At 66.9% G+C, this 17,269-nt stretch carries 11 protein-coding genes; 7 read left to right on the forward strand and 4 right to left on the reverse strand.

Going from position 1 to position 17,269, the window contains the following annotated elements:
• Positions 1 to 23 precede the first annotated feature (23 nt).
• The 5 genes from ACFCV3_RS20655 to ACFCV3_RS20675 all read left to right on the forward strand — a co-directional run bounded on the left by ACFCV3_RS20655 (position 24) and on the right by ACFCV3_RS20675 (position 14,669).
• A complete protein-coding gene (locus tag ACFCV3_RS20655; RefSeq protein ID WP_376032025.1) occupies positions 24 to 2,996 on the forward strand; it encodes an AbfB domain-containing protein in 2,973 nt (990 codons plus the stop codon).
• Positions 2,997 to 3,093: 97 nt separating this feature from the next.
• Entirely contained in the window at positions 3,094 to 3,669 is a 576-nt protein-coding gene (locus tag ACFCV3_RS20660; RefSeq protein ID WP_376032027.1) for a hypothetical protein, read from the forward strand.
• Positions 3,670 to 3,812: 143 nt separating this feature from the next.
• On the forward strand, positions 3,813 to 10,241 hold the full coding sequence (locus tag ACFCV3_RS20665; protein WP_376032029.1) for an RHS repeat domain-containing protein: 6,429 nt from the start codon (positions 3,813 to 3,815) through the stop codon (positions 10,239 to 10,241).
• 13 nt (positions 10,242 to 10,254) lie between these two features.
• Positions 10,255 to 10,494 (forward strand): hypothetical protein, encoded by a 240-nt coding sequence (locus ACFCV3_RS20670; protein ID WP_376032031.1) that lies wholly within the window; start codon positions 10,255 to 10,257, stop codon positions 10,492 to 10,494.
• Between the two features lie 140 nt (positions 10,495 to 10,634).
• Positions 10,635 to 14,669: an RICIN domain-containing protein gene (locus ACFCV3_RS20675; RefSeq protein ID WP_376032033.1), complete on the forward strand. Its 4,035-nt coding sequence runs from the start codon at positions 10,635 to 10,637 to the stop codon at positions 14,667 to 14,669.
• Here the strand turns inward: ACFCV3_RS20675 and ACFCV3_RS20680 are convergent.
• The gene (locus ACFCV3_RS20680; protein ID WP_376032035.1) at positions 14,666 to 15,292 is read right to left on the reverse strand and encodes a CGNR zinc finger domain-containing protein; all 627 of its coding nucleotides are present in this window, start codon (positions 15,290 to 15,292) and stop codon (positions 14,666 to 14,668) included. The genes ACFCV3_RS20675 and ACFCV3_RS20680 overlap by 4 nt on opposite strands.
• A gap of 60 nt (positions 15,293 to 15,352) precedes the next feature.
• Here ACFCV3_RS20680 and ACFCV3_RS20685 point away from each other — a divergent pair, with 60 nt between their 5' ends.
• Both ACFCV3_RS20685 and ACFCV3_RS20690 read left to right on the forward strand, forming a co-directional pair.
• Positions 15,353 to 15,718, forward strand: a complete 366-nt coding sequence (locus ACFCV3_RS20685; protein ID WP_376032037.1) for a nuclear transport factor 2 family protein — start codon at positions 15,353 to 15,355, stop codon at positions 15,716 to 15,718.
• Positions 15,718 to 16,122 carry an SRPBCC domain-containing protein gene (locus tag ACFCV3_RS20690; RefSeq protein ID WP_376032038.1) on the forward strand — a complete coding sequence of 135 codons (405 nt, stop codon included), beginning with the start codon at positions 15,718 to 15,720 and terminating at the stop codon, positions 16,120 to 16,122. Before ACFCV3_RS20685 ends, ACFCV3_RS20690 begins: the two co-directional genes overlap by 1 nt.
• Here ACFCV3_RS20690 and trxA read toward each other — a convergent pair.
• The 3 genes from trxA to ACFCV3_RS20705 all read right to left on the reverse strand — a co-directional run bounded on the left by trxA (position 16,105) and on the right by ACFCV3_RS20705 (position 17,268).
• A complete protein-coding gene (trxA, locus tag ACFCV3_RS20695) occupies positions 16,105 to 16,440 on the reverse strand; it encodes a thioredoxin (RefSeq protein ID WP_376032040.1) in 336 nt (111 codons plus the stop codon). The two genes, ACFCV3_RS20690 and trxA, sit on opposite strands and share 18 nt — an antisense overlap.
• Positions 16,437 to 16,805, reverse strand: coding sequence for a MerR family transcriptional regulator (locus ACFCV3_RS20700; RefSeq protein WP_376032042.1), 369 nt, complete (start codon positions 16,803 to 16,805; stop codon positions 16,437 to 16,439). Before ACFCV3_RS20700 ends, trxA begins: the two co-directional genes overlap by 4 nt.
• Before the next feature lie 73 nt (positions 16,806 to 16,878).
• Positions 16,879 to 17,268: a hypothetical protein gene (locus ACFCV3_RS20705; protein ID WP_376032044.1), complete on the reverse strand. Its 390-nt coding sequence runs from the start codon at positions 17,266 to 17,268 to the stop codon at positions 16,879 to 16,881.
• Position 17,269 lies beyond the last annotated feature (1 nt).

The following is a 17,269-nucleotide window of genomic DNA, read 5'->3' on the forward strand; positions in this document are numbered from 1 at the left end:
GCATTAAATCTTACGGTGCGGTCATGCGACTGCTCGCCACCGCCCTGACCGCCGCCCTGCTGGCCGCCGGACTCCACACCACGGCCACCGCTGCCCCGGCAGCAACCACCGCCACGACCCTGACCGCCGATTTCTCGGTCGACAAGGGGTCCGGGTACGCCGAGGTGTTCGGCTCCGGGATCAACGTGCCGGCCCTCACCGACACCGCCAAGATCGACACCCTGCACCAGGCCGGCACCCGGTTCATCCGTGGTGACGCCTACCTGCAGCAGATCCTCCCCCGCAACACCTCGATCGAGGCCTACCTGGCCAGTCTCGGCACCGCCGGCAGCGTCTCCGACCCGAACACCTGGGACTGGAGCAAGTACGCCTGGGTCGACGAGCACCACAGACGCGGCACCAAGACGATCCTGATCCTGAGCTACTCGATCAGCTGGCTCGGCTACAACGGCAGCGACTACAGCCCGCCGAAGGGCGAGGCAGGCTTCCGGGTCTACGAGGACGTGATCAAGAAGATCTACCAGCGGTTCCAGGGCAAGGTCGACCTGATCGAGGTCTGGAACGAACCCGATCTCGGCGGCTTCCTGAACCTGCAGGGATCGCCGTACAACCACAACGACCAGAACGACCGGATCAGGGCGTACGCCGAGATCTACCAGCACGCGTACGCCGCGGTGCGCAGCGTCAACCCGACCATCCCGGTCGGCGGTCCATCGTCATCCAACCCGGGCGATGGGCTGCAGTGGGTCGACAAGCTGCTGGCCGATCCCGCGCTGAAGAACAAGTTCGACTTCCTCAGCTACCACGACTACAACCCCTACACGCAGTCCCGCGGTGAGTCCGTCGAGACCTTCCGGCAGCACGCGGCCGCGCAGGGGCGGCCGAACATCCCCGTCTATGTGACCGAGTGGAACTACTCAGCCGCCTACGAGCAGATCCCGATGAACGCGAGTGACGCGCGCAACCTCAGCTACTCGGCGCTGCGGATGACCAACCTCTACAACCAGCGTGCGAACGGCGCGAACGTCTTCGCCGACAACGACGAGGCGATCGTGCCGAGCTTCTTCGGTGTCCACAGCAACGGCATGCTGCCCGCCCGGGCCCGCGCGTACCAGCTGCTGTCCCGCGACCTCGGCCTCGGCGACGGCGTCAGCAAGCTCCGCCAGGTCTCCGCTCCCCCGAACAACTCCACCGGCTTCGGCGCGGCCACCACCGCGAGCGGCGACAACGTCAGCTGGGTCGTCAACGACACTGCCGAGCCACTCCAGGTCGACCTGCAACTCGCCGGCCTCGGTTCCGGTACGTCGACGGTCGCGAACCTCTTCGAGGCCAGTCCGAACCAGAACCCGGTCACGCCCAAGTCCGCCGTCAACCTCACCATCACCGGCGGCTCGACTCGCGTGACGCTGAGAGTCCCGCCGTACTCGGTCAGTGGCGTCCGGCTGGGAACCAATGCCCTGAGCAACAATCTCGCCCGGTCCGCGACCGCCACCGCGTCGAGCGTCAGCAAGGCCAATCCCGAACTGGTCGCGGCCAGCGTTCTCGACGGGAACGTCGGGCTGCACGGGGGCGGCGAATGGGCCTCGGACCAGGAGCTGAGCCCGAACCTCACCCTCACCTGGCCTTCCGCCCAAACGGTCGGCCGACTCGTCCTGTTCGACCGCGCGAACCTCGACGACACGGTTCGCTCCGGCAGACTCGTCTTCAGCGACGGCAGCGTCGTCCCGATCCCGGAGTTGCCGAACGGCGGCCTGGCGAAGGACATCACCTTCGCACCCCGCAGTACGACGTCCGTCCGGCTCGAACTCGCCGGCAGCGGCTTCAACGTCGGCCTGTCCGAGATCCAGGTGTACGACGGCGCCGACGTCGCGCGGGAAGGCACGATCACGGCCAGCACCGGGTCGCCGTACAAGGCGATCGACAGCCGCCCGTCCTCCGAGTGGAGCTCGACCGAAACCAATCCGTGGATCCGGATCGACTGGGTCAACACCCACCAGCTCGACCGCATCGTGCTCAACGATCGCGGCGACCTGGGCAGCAACATCACCGGCGGCACCCTGACCTTCAGCGATGGCACCAGCCTTCCCGTCACCGGTATCCCGGCCGACGGTTCGGCCAAGGTGGTGAGCTTTCCGGCGAAGTCCGTCACGTGGGCCAAGTTCACCGCGACCGGCTCCGGCAGCAATGTCGGCCTGTCCCAGCTCCGCGCACTCTCCGCCCCGAACCTCGCATCCAGCGCCGCCGCCACCGCGTCGTCGACGTACCGCAACGATCCCGCGTACGCCGCCTCGGCCGCCACCGACGGTGTCGTCAACCAATGGTTCGCCGGTGAATGGGCCTCCAACGCCGAGGTGAATCCGAAGCTCACACTGACGTGGCCGGTGCCGCAGCGCCTCAGCCAGGTGATCCTCTTCGACCGCAGCAACCTCGAGGATCAGACCCGCGGCGGCACCCTGACCTTCAGCGACGGCAGCAAGGTCGCGGTCTCCGGACTCGACAACGCCGGTACCGGCCTGGTGGTCAACTTCCCGGCTCGGACGACCACCTCGGTGCTCTTCGAGACCGCCGGCGGGCAAGGCCTCAACAACGGCCTCGCCGAGATCCAGGCCTTCGCCGCCAACGACACCCGCCGGATCGAGTCCGTCGACGAACCCGGCAGGTTCTGGCGGCACCGCAACGGCCTGGCCCGCATCGACCTCCCCGGTCAGCCCGAGGCGGACTTCGACTTCCGCGTCGTGGCCGGCCTCGCCGACCGCGACGCCATCAGCTTCCAGTCCGTCAACTACCCCGGCGACTACCTCCGGCACGCCGACGGGCTCCTCCGATTGAATGCCTACAGCAACCAACCGCTCTACCGCGCCGACGCGACCTTCCACCCCGACGGCCGCACCTTCCGCGCCCACAACTACCCGGCCGAAACGATCCAGCACACGACCGACGGTCAGCTGCGGATAGCCCCTGGAAGCGTCCCCGCAGCAGAGTTCCTGATCCGTTAGCCGCTGCCTCGTTGGCGCCCTCGCCGTGACCCGATCGCTGACTACCCTTGGCGATGCGCGGAGGATCCCGGCAGACTGCCGCATTGAGGAGTGATTCGTGTCCCGTCGACGGGTGATCGTGTTGCTGGCGGTGGCCGTTGCGATCCTCGTCGCGATCCTTGTGCTGACCTGGTGGAACCCGTTCAACCTTCGGTACCGGGAGTTCCTGGTCGCCGCGTCGACCGGGCTGGCGGCGGTGTCCGCCGCCGCGTTGGCAGTCCTTGTCTGGCGACGCCGTGCGGTGCTGATCGCCGCGGTCGTGCTCGGCTCGGTGGTCGTGGTGCTCGCCGGAGGGATGGCGTGGCTGGCCGCCGAGTTGGCGCCCGGGCCGGTTCGGGACCGGGCGGCGTCACCGGACGGCCGCTACGAACTCGTGCGCGTGTGGGGCGTCGGCGGACCCGAGGTGCGTCTGCGACGTGACCGCGGTCTGCTGTCGCAGGAAACCGTTGTCTGGCGCGATGCCGGAGGCAGGCCCAACGGCCTCGACAGCGGAACCGCCATTCCGGAGTTCCGGTTCGTCGATGCGCGTTCCATCGAGCTGACGACCTACGACGGCTGCAGCCGGCAATCAGCCTTCGACACCACGACATTGGTGCTGAGCGAGCACGCGCGAGCGTTCCCCACCACCTGCTGAGAACCCAAGCTACGGCGCTCCGGATTCGACCCTGTTCGAATGGTCGGCAAGTGCCTTCGAGCAGGGTCGAACAGGTTGTCGAACCCGCTGCTCAATCGTTGCAATACCAGTGCCCACGCACATCTGCCACGAAGAGAGCACCCATGCCCAGTGCCCGCTTTGGCCGCCAGTCCTGGCGCCGGACCGGACGGATAGCGATCACCACGACAGTCGCCTCCGCCTTGGTCGCCACCCTCTGGGGGCCCGCCGCCAACGCGGCACCCCTCAAGGACGATCCCGCTTGGAAGCCCAAGAAGGAAAAGTCCGTCCCCACCAAGAACTTCACCGCAACCCCCAAGGCAGGCGACCCGGCCGAGGCCGCGGCTGCGAAGCCGGCGGAGCGCAAGGTCTCCTGGCCGGCCGCAGGCTCGGCGGAGGTCGCCGTACCCGCTGTGTCTTCGGACTGGTCGGCGATGCTGGCCGGCGGGCGCCAGGCCGGCGCCAAGGCGCAGGCCGGCAGGCTGCCCATCTGGATCGGTGCAGCACCTGCGCGCACCGCCGCTGCGGCAACCGCCGACGCCACTCCCACGAGAGTCAAGGTCGACCTCGCCCGTCGCTCGACCGACGGCCTGACCGTCAAGCTGACCCGAACCGACGGCCTCAAGAAGACCGGCAAGGTCGCCGTCCAGCTGCGGTACGAGGACTTCCGCGACGCCTTCGGCGGCGATTGGGCCCTGCGGCTGCGGCTCATCGATCAGGCCACCGGCAAGGCCGTACCGGTGCAGAACAACGGCTCGGGAACCCTCACCGGCGAGGTCCCCGTCGGCTCTGCCGCCACCACGTACACCATGGTGGCCGCGGCCGACGGCGGCAGCGGCAACTTCGGTGCGTCGGCGCTGGCGCCGACCGCGACCTGGCAGGTCGGCGGCTCCTCCGGCGACTTCGCCTGGAACTACCCGATGAATGTTCCGCCCAGCAACGGCGGACCTGCCCCGCAGCTCTCCTTGGGCTACTCCTCGGGCAGCGTCGACGGCCGGACCTCGGCCACCAACAACCAGCCCTCGTGGGCCGGTCAGGGCTTCGACCTGAACCCCGGCGGCTCGATCGAGCAGCGTTACGCGTCCTGCGGATCGAAGTCCGAGAGCTCCGGCAACAACGGGACCAAGATCACCGGTGACCTGTGCTGGGCCACCGAGAACGCGACGTTCACGCTGAACGGCAAGGGCGGCGAGCTCGTCCGCGACGACACCACCGGTGCCTGGCGCCCGCGCAACGATGACGGCTCGAAGATCGAGAAGCTGTCCGGTGCCGAGAACGGCGACGACGGTGCCACCCCCGAGACCAAGGGCGAGCACTGGCGGCTGACGACCAAGGAGGGCACGAAGTACTACTTCGGCCTGAACAAGCTGCCTGGTGCCACCACCCAGCGGACGAATTCCAGCTGGACCGTCCCGGTGTTCGGCAACCACAAGGGCGAGCAGTGCAACCAGACAGCGTTCGCCAACTCGTGGTGCCAGCAGACCTACAAGTGGAACCTGGACTACGTCGTCGACAGGCACGGCAACACGATGAGCCTGTACTACGACAGCGAGACCAACTACTACGGCCGGAACCAGACCGCGACCGCGGTCACGCCGTACATCCGCAGCGGCAACATCCGGACCATCGAGTACGGCCAGCGCGAAGGGGCCCTGTACACCACGCTGCCGGTCGGCCGGGTGCAGTTCACCACGACCGAGCGCTGCCTGGACGGCAGTGGCTGCTCGGCGGCGGCGGACTATCCGGACGTCCCGCTCGACCAGCGCTGCGTCGGGGTCAACGGGGCGCCGCCGGCAAGCTGTGACAACAAGTTCAACAGCACGTTCTTCTCCACCAAGAAGCTCTCCAAGATCACCACCGAGATCGCGCGCGGCAGCACCTTCACCCCGGTCACCACGTGGACCCTGCGGCACACCTTCCCGGACAACAGCGACGGCACCAAGCCGGGCCTGTGGCTGGAGGGCATCACGTCGGCCGGCCACGTCGGCAACGCCGGCGGCATCGCGATCCCGGAGGTCAACTTCGACGGCATCCAGCTCGCGAACCGGGTGGACGCGGTCGGCGACAACCTGCCCGAGATGAAGTGGTGGCGGATCAATCGCGTCTCCTACGGCACCGGCGGCGAACTGGCCGTCGCCTACTACCCGACGGACTGCAAGCCCGGCGATGTCCCGGCACCGGCGACCAACGAGCGCCGCTGCCACCCCATGAAGTGGACCCCGCCGGGATCGACCACCGAGCGGACCGACTGGTTCCACAAGTACGTCGTGAAGACCGTGATCGAGAGCGACCGCATCTCCGGCAACGAGCCGATGGTCACCACGGTCAGCTACCCGCGGCCGCCGGCCTGGCGGCACGACGACGAGGACGGTCTGGTCGAGATCGGCCAGAAGACCTGGTCGCAGTGGCGCGGTTACGACCTGGTCGAGGTCCGCAAGGGCAACACCGGTGGTCCGCAGACGCTCACGGTCAACCGCTTCTACCGCGGCATGGACGGCGACAAGCTGAACGACACCGGCGGCGTCAAGCACGTCACGGTCAAGGACTCCACCGGCGCGGAGGTCCCCGACCTGCCACCGCTGTCGGGCCAGCCCCGGGAGGTCTCGACCTTCAACGGCGCCGAGCTGCTCACCCGCACGATCACCGACCAGTGGGTGTCGGACCCGACGTCGACGCGAGTTCGGTCCTGGGGAACGACCAGTGCCTTCCAGACCCAGCAGTCGGGCAACCGCCAGGTGGAGACCCTGCCCGGTGGCAAGGAACGGCAGAGCACCTCGACCAACGCCTACGACGCCAACGGCGTCCTGCTGAGCAGCAACAAGCTCAATGATCTGAGCACCGCTGCGGACGACACCTGCACGACCATGGAGTACACCAAGAACGATGCCCTCGGCATCGTCGAGGTCCCGAAGCGGGAGCTCACCGTCGGCGTCGCCTGCGGTCAGCCGTACGCCAAGGACCAGATCATCTCCGACACCCGGACGTTCTACGACGACGCGACCTCGGTCGACGCCGCACCCACCAAGGGCAACGTCACCAGGACCGAGCGGCTGAAGGGGTTCGCGGCCGACGGCACCCCGCAGTACCAGACCGCGAGCGAGGTCAAGTACGACCTGCTCGGCCGAACGGTGGAGATGACGAACTCCATCGGCCAGAAGAGCACGACCACCTACACCCCCACCGGCGCCGGTCCGGTCACCAAGGTCGAGTCGACCAACCAGGTCGGCCAGAAGACCGCTATCGAGCTCGAACCTGCCTGGGGTCAGCAGCTGGCCACGACGGACATCGCCGGTAAGCGCACCGAAGCCACCTACGACCCGCTCGGCCGGACCATGAAGGTCTGGTACCCGGGGCGTAGCGGCTCCGCCGGCTTCGCGGCCAAGAGCGCCGGCGCGAACGTCGCAGGTCTGTCGGCGGCCGCGGACAACGCCGCCGTCCCGGACGTCGAGTACACCTACGGCATTCACTCCGACGCGCCGATGGCGGTGACCACCAAGACGCTGCAGACCGACGGGAGCATCGAGAGCACCATCCAGATGTACGACGGTCTGATGCGTCCGCGTCAGTCCCAGCAGGCCGCACTCGGCGGTGGCCGGGTCGTCAACGAGATCATCTACGACAGCCGTGGCCTCGAGGTCAAGCAGAACGGGCCGTACTACAACGACGCCCCGCCGGTCGCCGAAGTGGCGATCCCGGAGGAGGCGCAACTGCCGACCCAGAAGGTCACCGAGTACGACCTCGCCGGCCGCCCGACCGTCGAGAAGTTCGTCTCCGAGAACACCGTCAAGTGGCAGACCAAGCACCTCTACACCGGTGACAGCGAATCGATCGAGCCGCCGAACGGCGAGACCCCGACGCAGCGGATCACCGACGTCCAAGGCCGGCTGCTGGAGTTCCGGCAGTTCACCGGCGACACCGCCACCGGCGGTTACGACAAGACCACGTACAACTACGACAAGCGCGGTCTGCTGCAGGCGGTCGTCGACCCCGTGGGCAACCGCTGGACCTACGAGTACGACGTCCGCAACCGCAAGACCAAGGAGACCGACCCGGACAAGGGCGTCACCACCTACACCTATGACGAGCTCGACCGGATGGTGACCAAGACCGACGCCCGCGGCACCACCGCCTTCGAGTACGACGAACTCGGCCGCAACAAGTCGGTCCGTGACGGCTCGGTGACCGGCCCGAAGCGGGCCGAGTGGACCTTCGACACCCTGGTCCCCGGGCTGCCGACGTCGTCCACGCGGTACGACGCAGCAGGCAACGCGTTCACCAACCGGGTCACCGGTTACGACGCCGTCGGACGCGCCCTCGGCAACGAGTACGTCATTCCGGCCTCGGAAGGCGCACTGGCCGGAACCTACCGGTTCGAGAGCACCTATCGGCAGGACGGCACGGTCGACACCGAGAAGCTCCCTGGTGCCGGCGGCCTGCCGGCCGAGACGCTGACCCACGGCTACGACGCCGAGGACCAGCCGTCCACCCTGAAATCCGACACCACGACGTACGTCCGTGGCACCTCGTACACCCCGTTCGGCGAGGTTCAGAAGGTGACGCTGGGATCGACCGGCGGCAAGTGGGTCCAGCTCGGCTACCAGTACGAGACCGGCTCGCGCCGGCTCGAGGCGGTCGTCACCGAGAAGGAGACGCTGCCCCGGCGTGTCTCCGAGGTTCGGTACGCCTACGACGATTCCGGCAACATCAAGCAGATCGTCGACACCCCGTCGGCGACCACTGGGGAGAAGACCGACACCCAGTGCTTCAACTACGACTACCTGCGCCGGATGACCGCGGCCTGGACCCCCGCCCCGGATGCGGACAACAACGCCGGCGACTGCTCGGCAGCCCCGACCGCCGCCGGCCTGGGCGGACCGGCGCCGTACTGGCAGTCGTGGACGTTCGACAAGATCGGCAACCGCAAGACCGAGACGAAGACCTGGAACGGCGGCTCCACCACGGCGACCTACACCTACCCGGCGACCGGGCAGGCCAAGCCGCACGCCGTGCAGAGCATCGTCACGACCGGTACCGGAATGCCCGCCGGCGGGCGCACCGACAGCTACACCTACAACGAGAGCGGAGACCGAACCAGCCGAACGGTCGCCGGGGTCGGTGAGAACTACACCTGGAACGCCGACGGCAACCTCGAGAAGGTCACCAAGGGCAGCCAGGAGACCAGCTATCTGTACGACGCCAACGGCAGCCGCCTGATCCGCAGGGACAACACCGGCACGACGCTGTACCTCGGGAACACCGAGCTGCTGCTCAAGCCGAACGCCACTGCTGCCGAAGGCACCCGCTACTACCAGCACGGCGAGAAGACGATCGCGATCCGGACCAAGGGCGAGCTGACCTGGCTCGGCGCGGACCACCACGCGACGTCGACCACGGCGGTCAGCGACAACGCGGCGCAGACGATCCAGAAGCGCCGTCAGGACCCGTACGGCAACAGCCGTGGGACCGCGCCGGCGGCCTGGCCGGGGCAGCGTGGCTTCGTCGGTGGTACCGAGGACGCCAGCACCGGCCTGGTCCATCTCGGGGCTCGCCAGTACGACCCGACGATCGGCAAGTTCATCTCGGTCGACCCCGAGATGGATCCGGACGATCCGCAGTCGCTGAACGCCTACGTGTACGGGAACAACAACCCGATCACCTTCAGCGACCCCGACGGAATGTCGTGGTTCAGCAGCATCGTCGAGAGCATCAAGACCGTTGCGACCACGGTCACCAACCGGGTCGTCGAGACGGTCAAGGAGACGATCAACGTCGCCTCGACGGTGATCGACTACGTCAAGGATGCGGCGACCCAGACCTTCGAGGCGATCAAGTACGTCGTCACGCACCCGGTCGAGGTCATCAAGAAGATCGAGAAGACCGTCAAGACCGTGGTGAAGACCGCGATCAAGGTCGCGGTCAAGGTCGCCAAGAAGGTCAACGAGATCCGCAAGGATCCTGTCGGCCAGCTGAAGAAGGCAGCAGCAGCGGTGGTGAAGACCGCCAAGGCGGTCGCGCACCAGGTCGCCGCGGTGGCCCAGAAGGCCGCCAAGTGGGTCTACGAGAACCGCAAGATGATCCTGCAGGTGGTGGCCGAGATCGCCATCACCGTGGCGGTCGGAGCTCTCACCGGTGGTGTCGGTGCCCTGGCGGTCCGCGGTGTGATGACAGCGGTCCGGCTCGCGTCGAGCGCCAAACGGATCGGTGAGATTGCCAAGGGCATCGAAGCGGTCGGTAAGGCCCAGAAGATCGAGCGAATGCTGAACTCGGGCAACAAGATGTCCGGGGTGAAGAAGCGGAACGAGATCGGGCAGTCGCTGGCCAAGCACGAGCGGGTCCCCGGCGGGAAGCGGGCCAACAGCCCCTACCCGAAGGTCGCCGAGGATCAGCTCAACAAGAAGGGCCGGGCCATCCTCCGGGATATTCTGGAGGACCCGAGAACCGCGACGCAGACCTACAACAGCAACAAGTACGGCCAGATCACCGACTATCGAGGTCCGGTCTTCGGCGCTCGGTTCGAAGGACCGGCCGGCGAGACGTTCAAGAACTTCATCTGATGGATGTACACACATGATGGATGTATTCGAGTTCGACGGCAGGCTCATCGAGGTGATCGAGTTCGCCGACAACGACCCGGACACCGAGATGAGCTACGAGGTCTCGGACATCACGGTCGGCGACAACCGCGGTCAGCTGTTCACGCTGACCGACTGGGGTGACCGGGTGCTGCTGGAGCTGCATCAGAAGTCGGTCGACCTCGCAGTACTGCTGTACGTGGCCAGGAAGTACGACCTGCCCACAACGGTCTGAGCAGTAGCGGGCCGGACACCGTTCGAGCTGAACCGAAACGGTGTCCGGCCCTTTCGATGCATGTGATGGTGGTCTGGGCCCGGCGCCGTACCGCTTCGGCTTGCCCGTTTCGTGAGGTCTTCACAGTGAGGTGGTCGCAGATGCGATGGGGAGCACTGACGGCAGGACTTGCCGCTGCAGGGTTGTTGTGGACGTCAGCGGTGGTTCCGTCCGAGCCCGCCCTGGCGGCGCAGGCCGGTCCGGCCGCACCGGAGGCCGCGGCACCGGCCGCGGAGCTTTCGCCGATGGCCAAGGCGGTCGAGGCTGCCAAGGCCGGCGGTCGCCGGGTCGAGATCGAGAACCTGCGGTCGGAGACCGCGGAGGTCTACGCCAACCCGGACGGCACCAAGACGATGGAGCAGCACGCACTGCCGGTCCGGGTGCGGCAGAAGCAGCGGTGGGTGGCACCGGACGCGACGCTGATCAAGGGCGCTGATGGGAGTATCCGTCCCAAGGCCGCTGTGACGCCGATCGTCTTGTCGGGCGGGGGGTCCGGGCATCTGCTGACGATCGGGCGACGTGGTCAGCGGATCAGCATGGGGTGGCCGGGCGTGCTGCCGGCACCCCGGCTGGACGGTGACACAGCGACGTACGCGGAGGTACTGCCGGGCGTGGACCTGCGCATCGTGGTCGGCGTCACCGACTTCCAGCATCTGCTGGTGGTGAAGACCCGCGCCGCGGGGGCGAACCCGGCGCTGCGGACGCTGCACTACCCGATCAGCAGTGACAGCCTCAAGCTGTCGGTACGCAACGACGGTACGACGGTTGCCCAGGGCAAGAAGGGCGAGACGGTCTTCACCGCTCCCCCGCCGACCATGTGGGACGCGGCCGAGAGGACCGCCAGGCTGGGCATCAGGCTGGCCGGATCGACGATGTCGCTCACGCCGGATCAGAAGGTGCTGGCCGACCCGAGGACGAAGTACCCGGTGCTGATCGATCCGTCGATCGGTGGCGGCCTGGTCAACTGGCTGCACGTCAGTACGAAGATGAGCGGCACCGACCAGGGCTGGACCTACGACCGCAACGACGAAGGCGCCAAGATGGGCGCGATCTACGGCGAGTCGAACCACAAGTACCGGTCGATGTTCCTGATGAACACCACCAACGGCGCCCAGACCATCGCCGGCAGTCATGTCATCAGTGCGACCTTCCGGATCACCGTCAACAAATCACCGGACGGCACCAAACGGCCGGTGCAGCTGTGGTGGCTGAACGACCTGCTCAGCACCGATGTCGTCAAGTGGACCAACCAGGAAGGCTACTGGCGCGAGCACGTCGCCACGTCGTACGGCGAGGCGTACCCGCACAACGAGGACAACCCGATCGAGTTCGGCAACGAGCGGCTGCGGCAGGTCCTCCAAGCGGTGGCAGACGCCCGCGGCCCACAGGTGTCGTTCGGGCTGCGCGCCGAGAACGAGGGCGACCAGTGGCAGTGGAAGAAGTTCCACCCGAACACGGCGGTCATCTCGATCACCTACAACACCCCGCCGCGGGTCCCGAAGAGTTTCAACTTCACCCGTCCGCGGCCCTGCGCCACCAAGGACAACCCACTGCCGATCGCCACTCTGCAGCCGCAGTTCGCCGCGATCGCCAACGACCCGGACGCCGGTGACAACGTCACCACGAAGCTGCAGATCATCGACGAGGGCGGAGTGGAGGCGTGGTCCTCGGATGTCGGGCCGACCGTCAGCGGCGCGGCCTTCTCGTGGCCCGAGGTTCCGGCGGACAAGCTGACCTCCGGCAAGAAGTACCGGTACATCGCGACCTCGCGCGACGACATCGAGAGCGGTGCCACAACTCCCGACTGCTGGTTCGTCGTCGACAAGGTGAAGCCCGCGACCCCGGTCGTGGTGTCGAGCGACTTCCCGAACGGCGAACCCGTGCTGCAGATCCGGACCGCCGGCAAGATCACGTTCAAGATCGGCGCGGCGGTGGACACCGACGTGACCGAGTTCCTCTTCGGCTATCAGCAGGACAAGATGACGATGCGGGTGAAGGCGATCGGCGGCCAGGCCACGATTCCGGCCACCGTCTTCATCGACCCCGCCACGCAGACGCCATCGGCCTCGCTGTTCGTGAAGGCGGTCGACAGCGCCGGCAACATCAGCGAGAAGTTCAAGCAGTGGAGCCTGCAGGCACTCGACGACAACCCGCCACCGGTGACCCGTGTCCGCAACGACGTGAACGGTGACGGCCGGGCAGACATCACTTCGGTGGTCGACCACGGCTTCGGCCGGACCGCAGTCTGGAACTTCGGTTCCCAGGGCGACAGCTCCTTCTACCCCGGCTACATCGGCTGGGACAGCCGGGAGGGTGGCGGCTTCAACCTTTACCGCACCCGGCCGGTTCAAGGCGACCTGGACGGTGACGGCCGGACCGATCTCGCGCTGTTCCGCGAGGGCGCCGGCCGGCAGATCTACCTCTACAAGCTCACCTCGGACGGCAACCGCTACGATGCTCCGCCGGCGCTGTGGTCCAGCGGTCCGAACGGGTGGCCGCTGAGCACCGCCCGGATGATCGGCGGTGACGTCGACGGCGACGGCAAGGCCGACCTCGTCGTCCAGAACGCCGGGAGCAACAACTGGAGCGCATTGGTGTTCCGGGCGGCGAACAACTTCTCGGCGCCGACCACCTGGGCCACCTCGGCCGCCGGCAACCCGTGGTCGGCGAGCGCACCGCTGCTGGCCGATATCGACGGTGACAAGAAGCTCGACCTGGTCAGTGTGCGGAACCTGAACGGCTGCCGGACGACAGTCGACCTGTACAAGTCGACGGGCACCGGATTCGCCGCCGCACAGACGATCTACGACTCCGGTGCCGGCAACCTCTGCTGGGAGAAGAGCCGGCCGGCGGTGACCGATGTGGACGGCGACGGCAAGGACGACATCGTGGCGCTGTACGAGTACGGGGCGTCCGGCAATCAGACCGACGCCGGGCTGACCGTGCTCCGCTCGACCGGTACCGCGCTCACCCAGAGCTCCTGGTGGCGCAAGACGATCGATCTCGATCTGTCCAAGGCGACGCTGACCACCGGTGACTACAACGCCGACGGCATGGGCGACGCCGCCATCCTCTACGCCGGTGGAACTGCTCCGGTGGACCGGCAGGTCTTCAGTTTCCGGTCCAGCGGGACGGCCTTTGCCGACCGGGTGCTCGGCTGGCAGGGCGAAGTCGGGGCGGTGACCGGGCCGAAGTTCGACATCGAGCACCGCGAGTACGAGTTGGTCAACCGCAACAGCGGCAAGTGCATGAACGTCCTGGGCGGGAACGTCGGCAATGAGGCGAAGTACATCCAGTACACCTGCGAGACACTTGCCATGCATGCCCGCTTCCACATCGACCAGATCGCCGGCACCGACCAGTACGCGCTGAAGCCGGCTCACACGGCGACCGCGGAGGGCCCGCTCAAATGCGCTGATATCGGCGGCTGGAGCATGGCGGACGGCGGCGAGCTGATCCAGTGGCCGTGCGGTAACGGCAACGGCGAAGCGACAGCGAACCAGCAGGTGACCCTGGCCTACGTCGACGGAGCCAGCTACGACACCGTCGTCCAGCTGAAGGTCGCGCACAGCGGGAAGTGTCTTTCGATCATCGGTGCGTCACCAGCTGATCTGGAACCCGTCAAGCAGGAGACCTGCGGCCAGGCAGCCAACCAGCAGTGGATCTTGCGGCCGACGTACAACGCGACACAGTTGGGTGAGAATCTCACCGCGAAGTACCGGACGTCTGCTGCCACCAGCGCGGAGGCAGTGCTCGACGTCGAGAACTGCCAGACCGAGGACGGCGCCAACGTACGGATGTGGGACGACGTCCCGGGGAGCCTGTGCGAGTCCTGGAAGCTGCAGAGTCTGGGGGACGACCTGTACAAGATCGTTGACGGCAAGACCTCGAAGGTGCTCGACCTCGAAGGCTGCTCGAAGCTCCCGGCAGCCAACGTGACGCTCTGGACGAGCAACGAGTCGGAGTGTCAGCTCTGGCGGATCGAACCGAGCCCGGGCGGAAGTTACAGCGTCATCCAGGCGGGAACCGGATTGTCGATGGACGTCGCCGGGTGCAACCGAACGGCGCATGCCGAAGTCATCACGTGGTTCTACCACGGTGGTCCGTGTCAGCGGTGGATCTTTCAGAAGCGTTAATCACTGTGGCGGGTGCGGTAGTTGCCGACCTTGTGGCGATTGCCGCACCGCTGCATCGAGCACCAGCGGCGGTTGCCGGGGCGTGAGGTGTCGTAGAACATCAGGGCGCAGTTGCTGCCCTGGCACATTCGCAGGCGGGAGACTCGGTCACTCCCGATGATCTCGATCAGGTCCTGGGCGGCTGCGCCCAGGACCTGTCGCATGGTGATGGGTGTCTGCCAGCAAATGGCACCGCGCTCGTCCAGCTCGGGGCGCGGCGTCTCCCCCACTGTTGAGTTGAGGTATTCGCGATCCGCCGGTGTCAGCTGCCGCTTGTCGATTCCAGGAACGTCCTTCGCATCGGCGATCAGAGCCGGTACGACGTGCCACAGCAGCGTGCGGAATTCCTTCAGGCGGGTGAGATCGGCCTTGCTGATCCGCACGTCCTCCGCGGTGAACGGCAGGTCCGCGGCCAGGTACGACCCGGCCAGCCAGGTGGCGGCGTCCTCGGGCGTCTGCAGTTGCTCGTAGCGGTCCCACGGTGGCGGGCCGCCGCTCAGGATCAGCTCCAGCGCGAAGCTGCCCGGATCGAACGTGTGAGTCACGCCGTCCGAGCCGGTCAGACGTCTTGCCCCTGGCTTCATGTAACCACTATAGTCGGTGTCGCACACCGGTATAACCAGTTACAGGCTGAGGAGACTCCCATGAGCGTCCCGGAAACCCTGCTAGAGCTCGAGGATCAGCTGTGGCGTGCGAACCGCGAAGGTGACGGCTCCTTCTACGCGCACTGGCTCCGCGACGACGCGCTCGCCGTCAGCAAGTACGGCATCATCGACAAGGCGGCCGCCGTACCGGGCATCCAGGCGAACCACAATCCCTACCTGAAGACTCCGCGCACCGACGAGAAGGTGATCGTGGTCGACGACAGCACGGCGATCGTCACGTACCGCGTCGAGGTGACGGCGCTGGTCGACGGTCAGGAGGCGCAGTTCCCGTCGTACGCGAGCACGGTCTGGAACAACACCTCCGGCGACTGGCGCGTCGTCTTCCACCAGCAGACGGCGCTCTGATGGCGACCGGGCAGACCAAGGACGCCGGGTGGAACATCGGCGTCTCGAAGACCCTCCCGTACCCGGTGAGCGACGTCTGGGACTTCGTCATCAGTCCGGCCGGCGTGACCCTTTGGCTGGGCAAAGGTGCGGAGCTGGCGGACGGAGCGGCGTACAAGACTGCTGACGGGACCGTCGGCGAGGTCCGCAGTCTGCACGAGAACGACCGAGTGCGGCTGACCTGGCAGCCGCACGACTGGTCACACGAGAGCACCGTGCAGGTGGCGGTGTCCGCGGCGGGCAGCAAGACCGTACTGCGTTTCCACCAGGAGCGGCTGGCGGACGCGGACGAGCGCGAACGCCAGCGCACTCACTGGCAGCAGGTCATGGCTGCAATGATCGAAGGGCTAGACGGTCGCAAGTAGTGCGTCGTCGAGTTCCTTGAGCAGCTTGGCCTTGGGGCGGGCACCGACGACCGCCCAGATCGGTTGGCCGTGATGGAAGAGCATCAGCGTGGGCAGCGCCATCACCCGGTAGGCGGCGGAGATCGCCGGGTTCTCGTCGGCGTTGAGTTTCACGACGGTCAGCTGATCGTTGCGCTCGGCACCGATCTGCGTGAGGACCGGCAGGATCTGGTGGCAGGGTCCGCACCACTGCGCCCAGAACTCCACCAGCACCGGCTTGTCCGCCCGCAGTACCAGCTCGTCGAAGGTGGTCTCGTCGACCTCTTGCAGATCACTCATCGTTGGTTCGTCCTCCAGCTCTCGGCATCGGTCAGGAGGCCGGTCAGCCTGCCGCGCAGCGCGGTGAGCTCAGCGATCCGCTGATCCACCTCGGCGATCCGGATCCGGTACGCCGTCAGCGACGCCGGGCACACGTCGGCCCGGTCGTTGCCGGCGCGCAGGCACTCGATGAACGGGTACGTCTGCTCCGCAGTCAGCCCGAGACTCAGCAACGCCTTCACCTCGCGCACGATCACCACGTCCTCGGCGTCGTACGCGCGGTACCCGTTGGACTCCCGGCGCGGCTTCAGCAAGCCCTGCGACTCGTAGTACCGCACCGCCTTCACCGTCACCCCGGCCGCTGCCGCCAGATCCCCGATCCGCATCCTGCCTCCTCGTGAACCCACGCTAAACCTTGCCCCCAGGGTCAAGGTCAAGCCAGGATAGCCAGAGGCTCGCTCAGGCTTCGCTTTCCTCGTAGATGTCGCCGCAGCGGTGGCATTTCCTGCCGCCGCGGTAGTCGTGGTCCCACCTGTCCGAGCCGGTCCACTGGCAGCGTTCACAGATCTCGACTCGGACGCACTGGTGCCGCTCGAACGACTCCAGTTGCACGCGCGGCTTCGGCACTTGGTCACCCGCATAGGTGCGGTAGCTGTGAACACTCATCTGCCGGTCTTTGCCGCAGACCGTGCAGCTCTGCATCGCGGCACACGGATCGCGCTCGTCGGGGTAGGTCTGCGGCTCCGTCCACGTGTGGAAGAACACCTCATCCAAGTGGTCCCCGCACCGGCTGCAGCGCTGGAACTGCCGGCAGCCGTCCTTGACGGTCTCCGGACTGTGGATGGTCATC

This window comes from Kribbella sp. NPDC056345, from assembly GCF_042262745.1.
In the GTDB taxonomy this organism is placed as follows: domain Bacteria; phylum Actinomycetota; class Actinomycetes; order Propionibacteriales; family Kribbellaceae; genus Kribbella.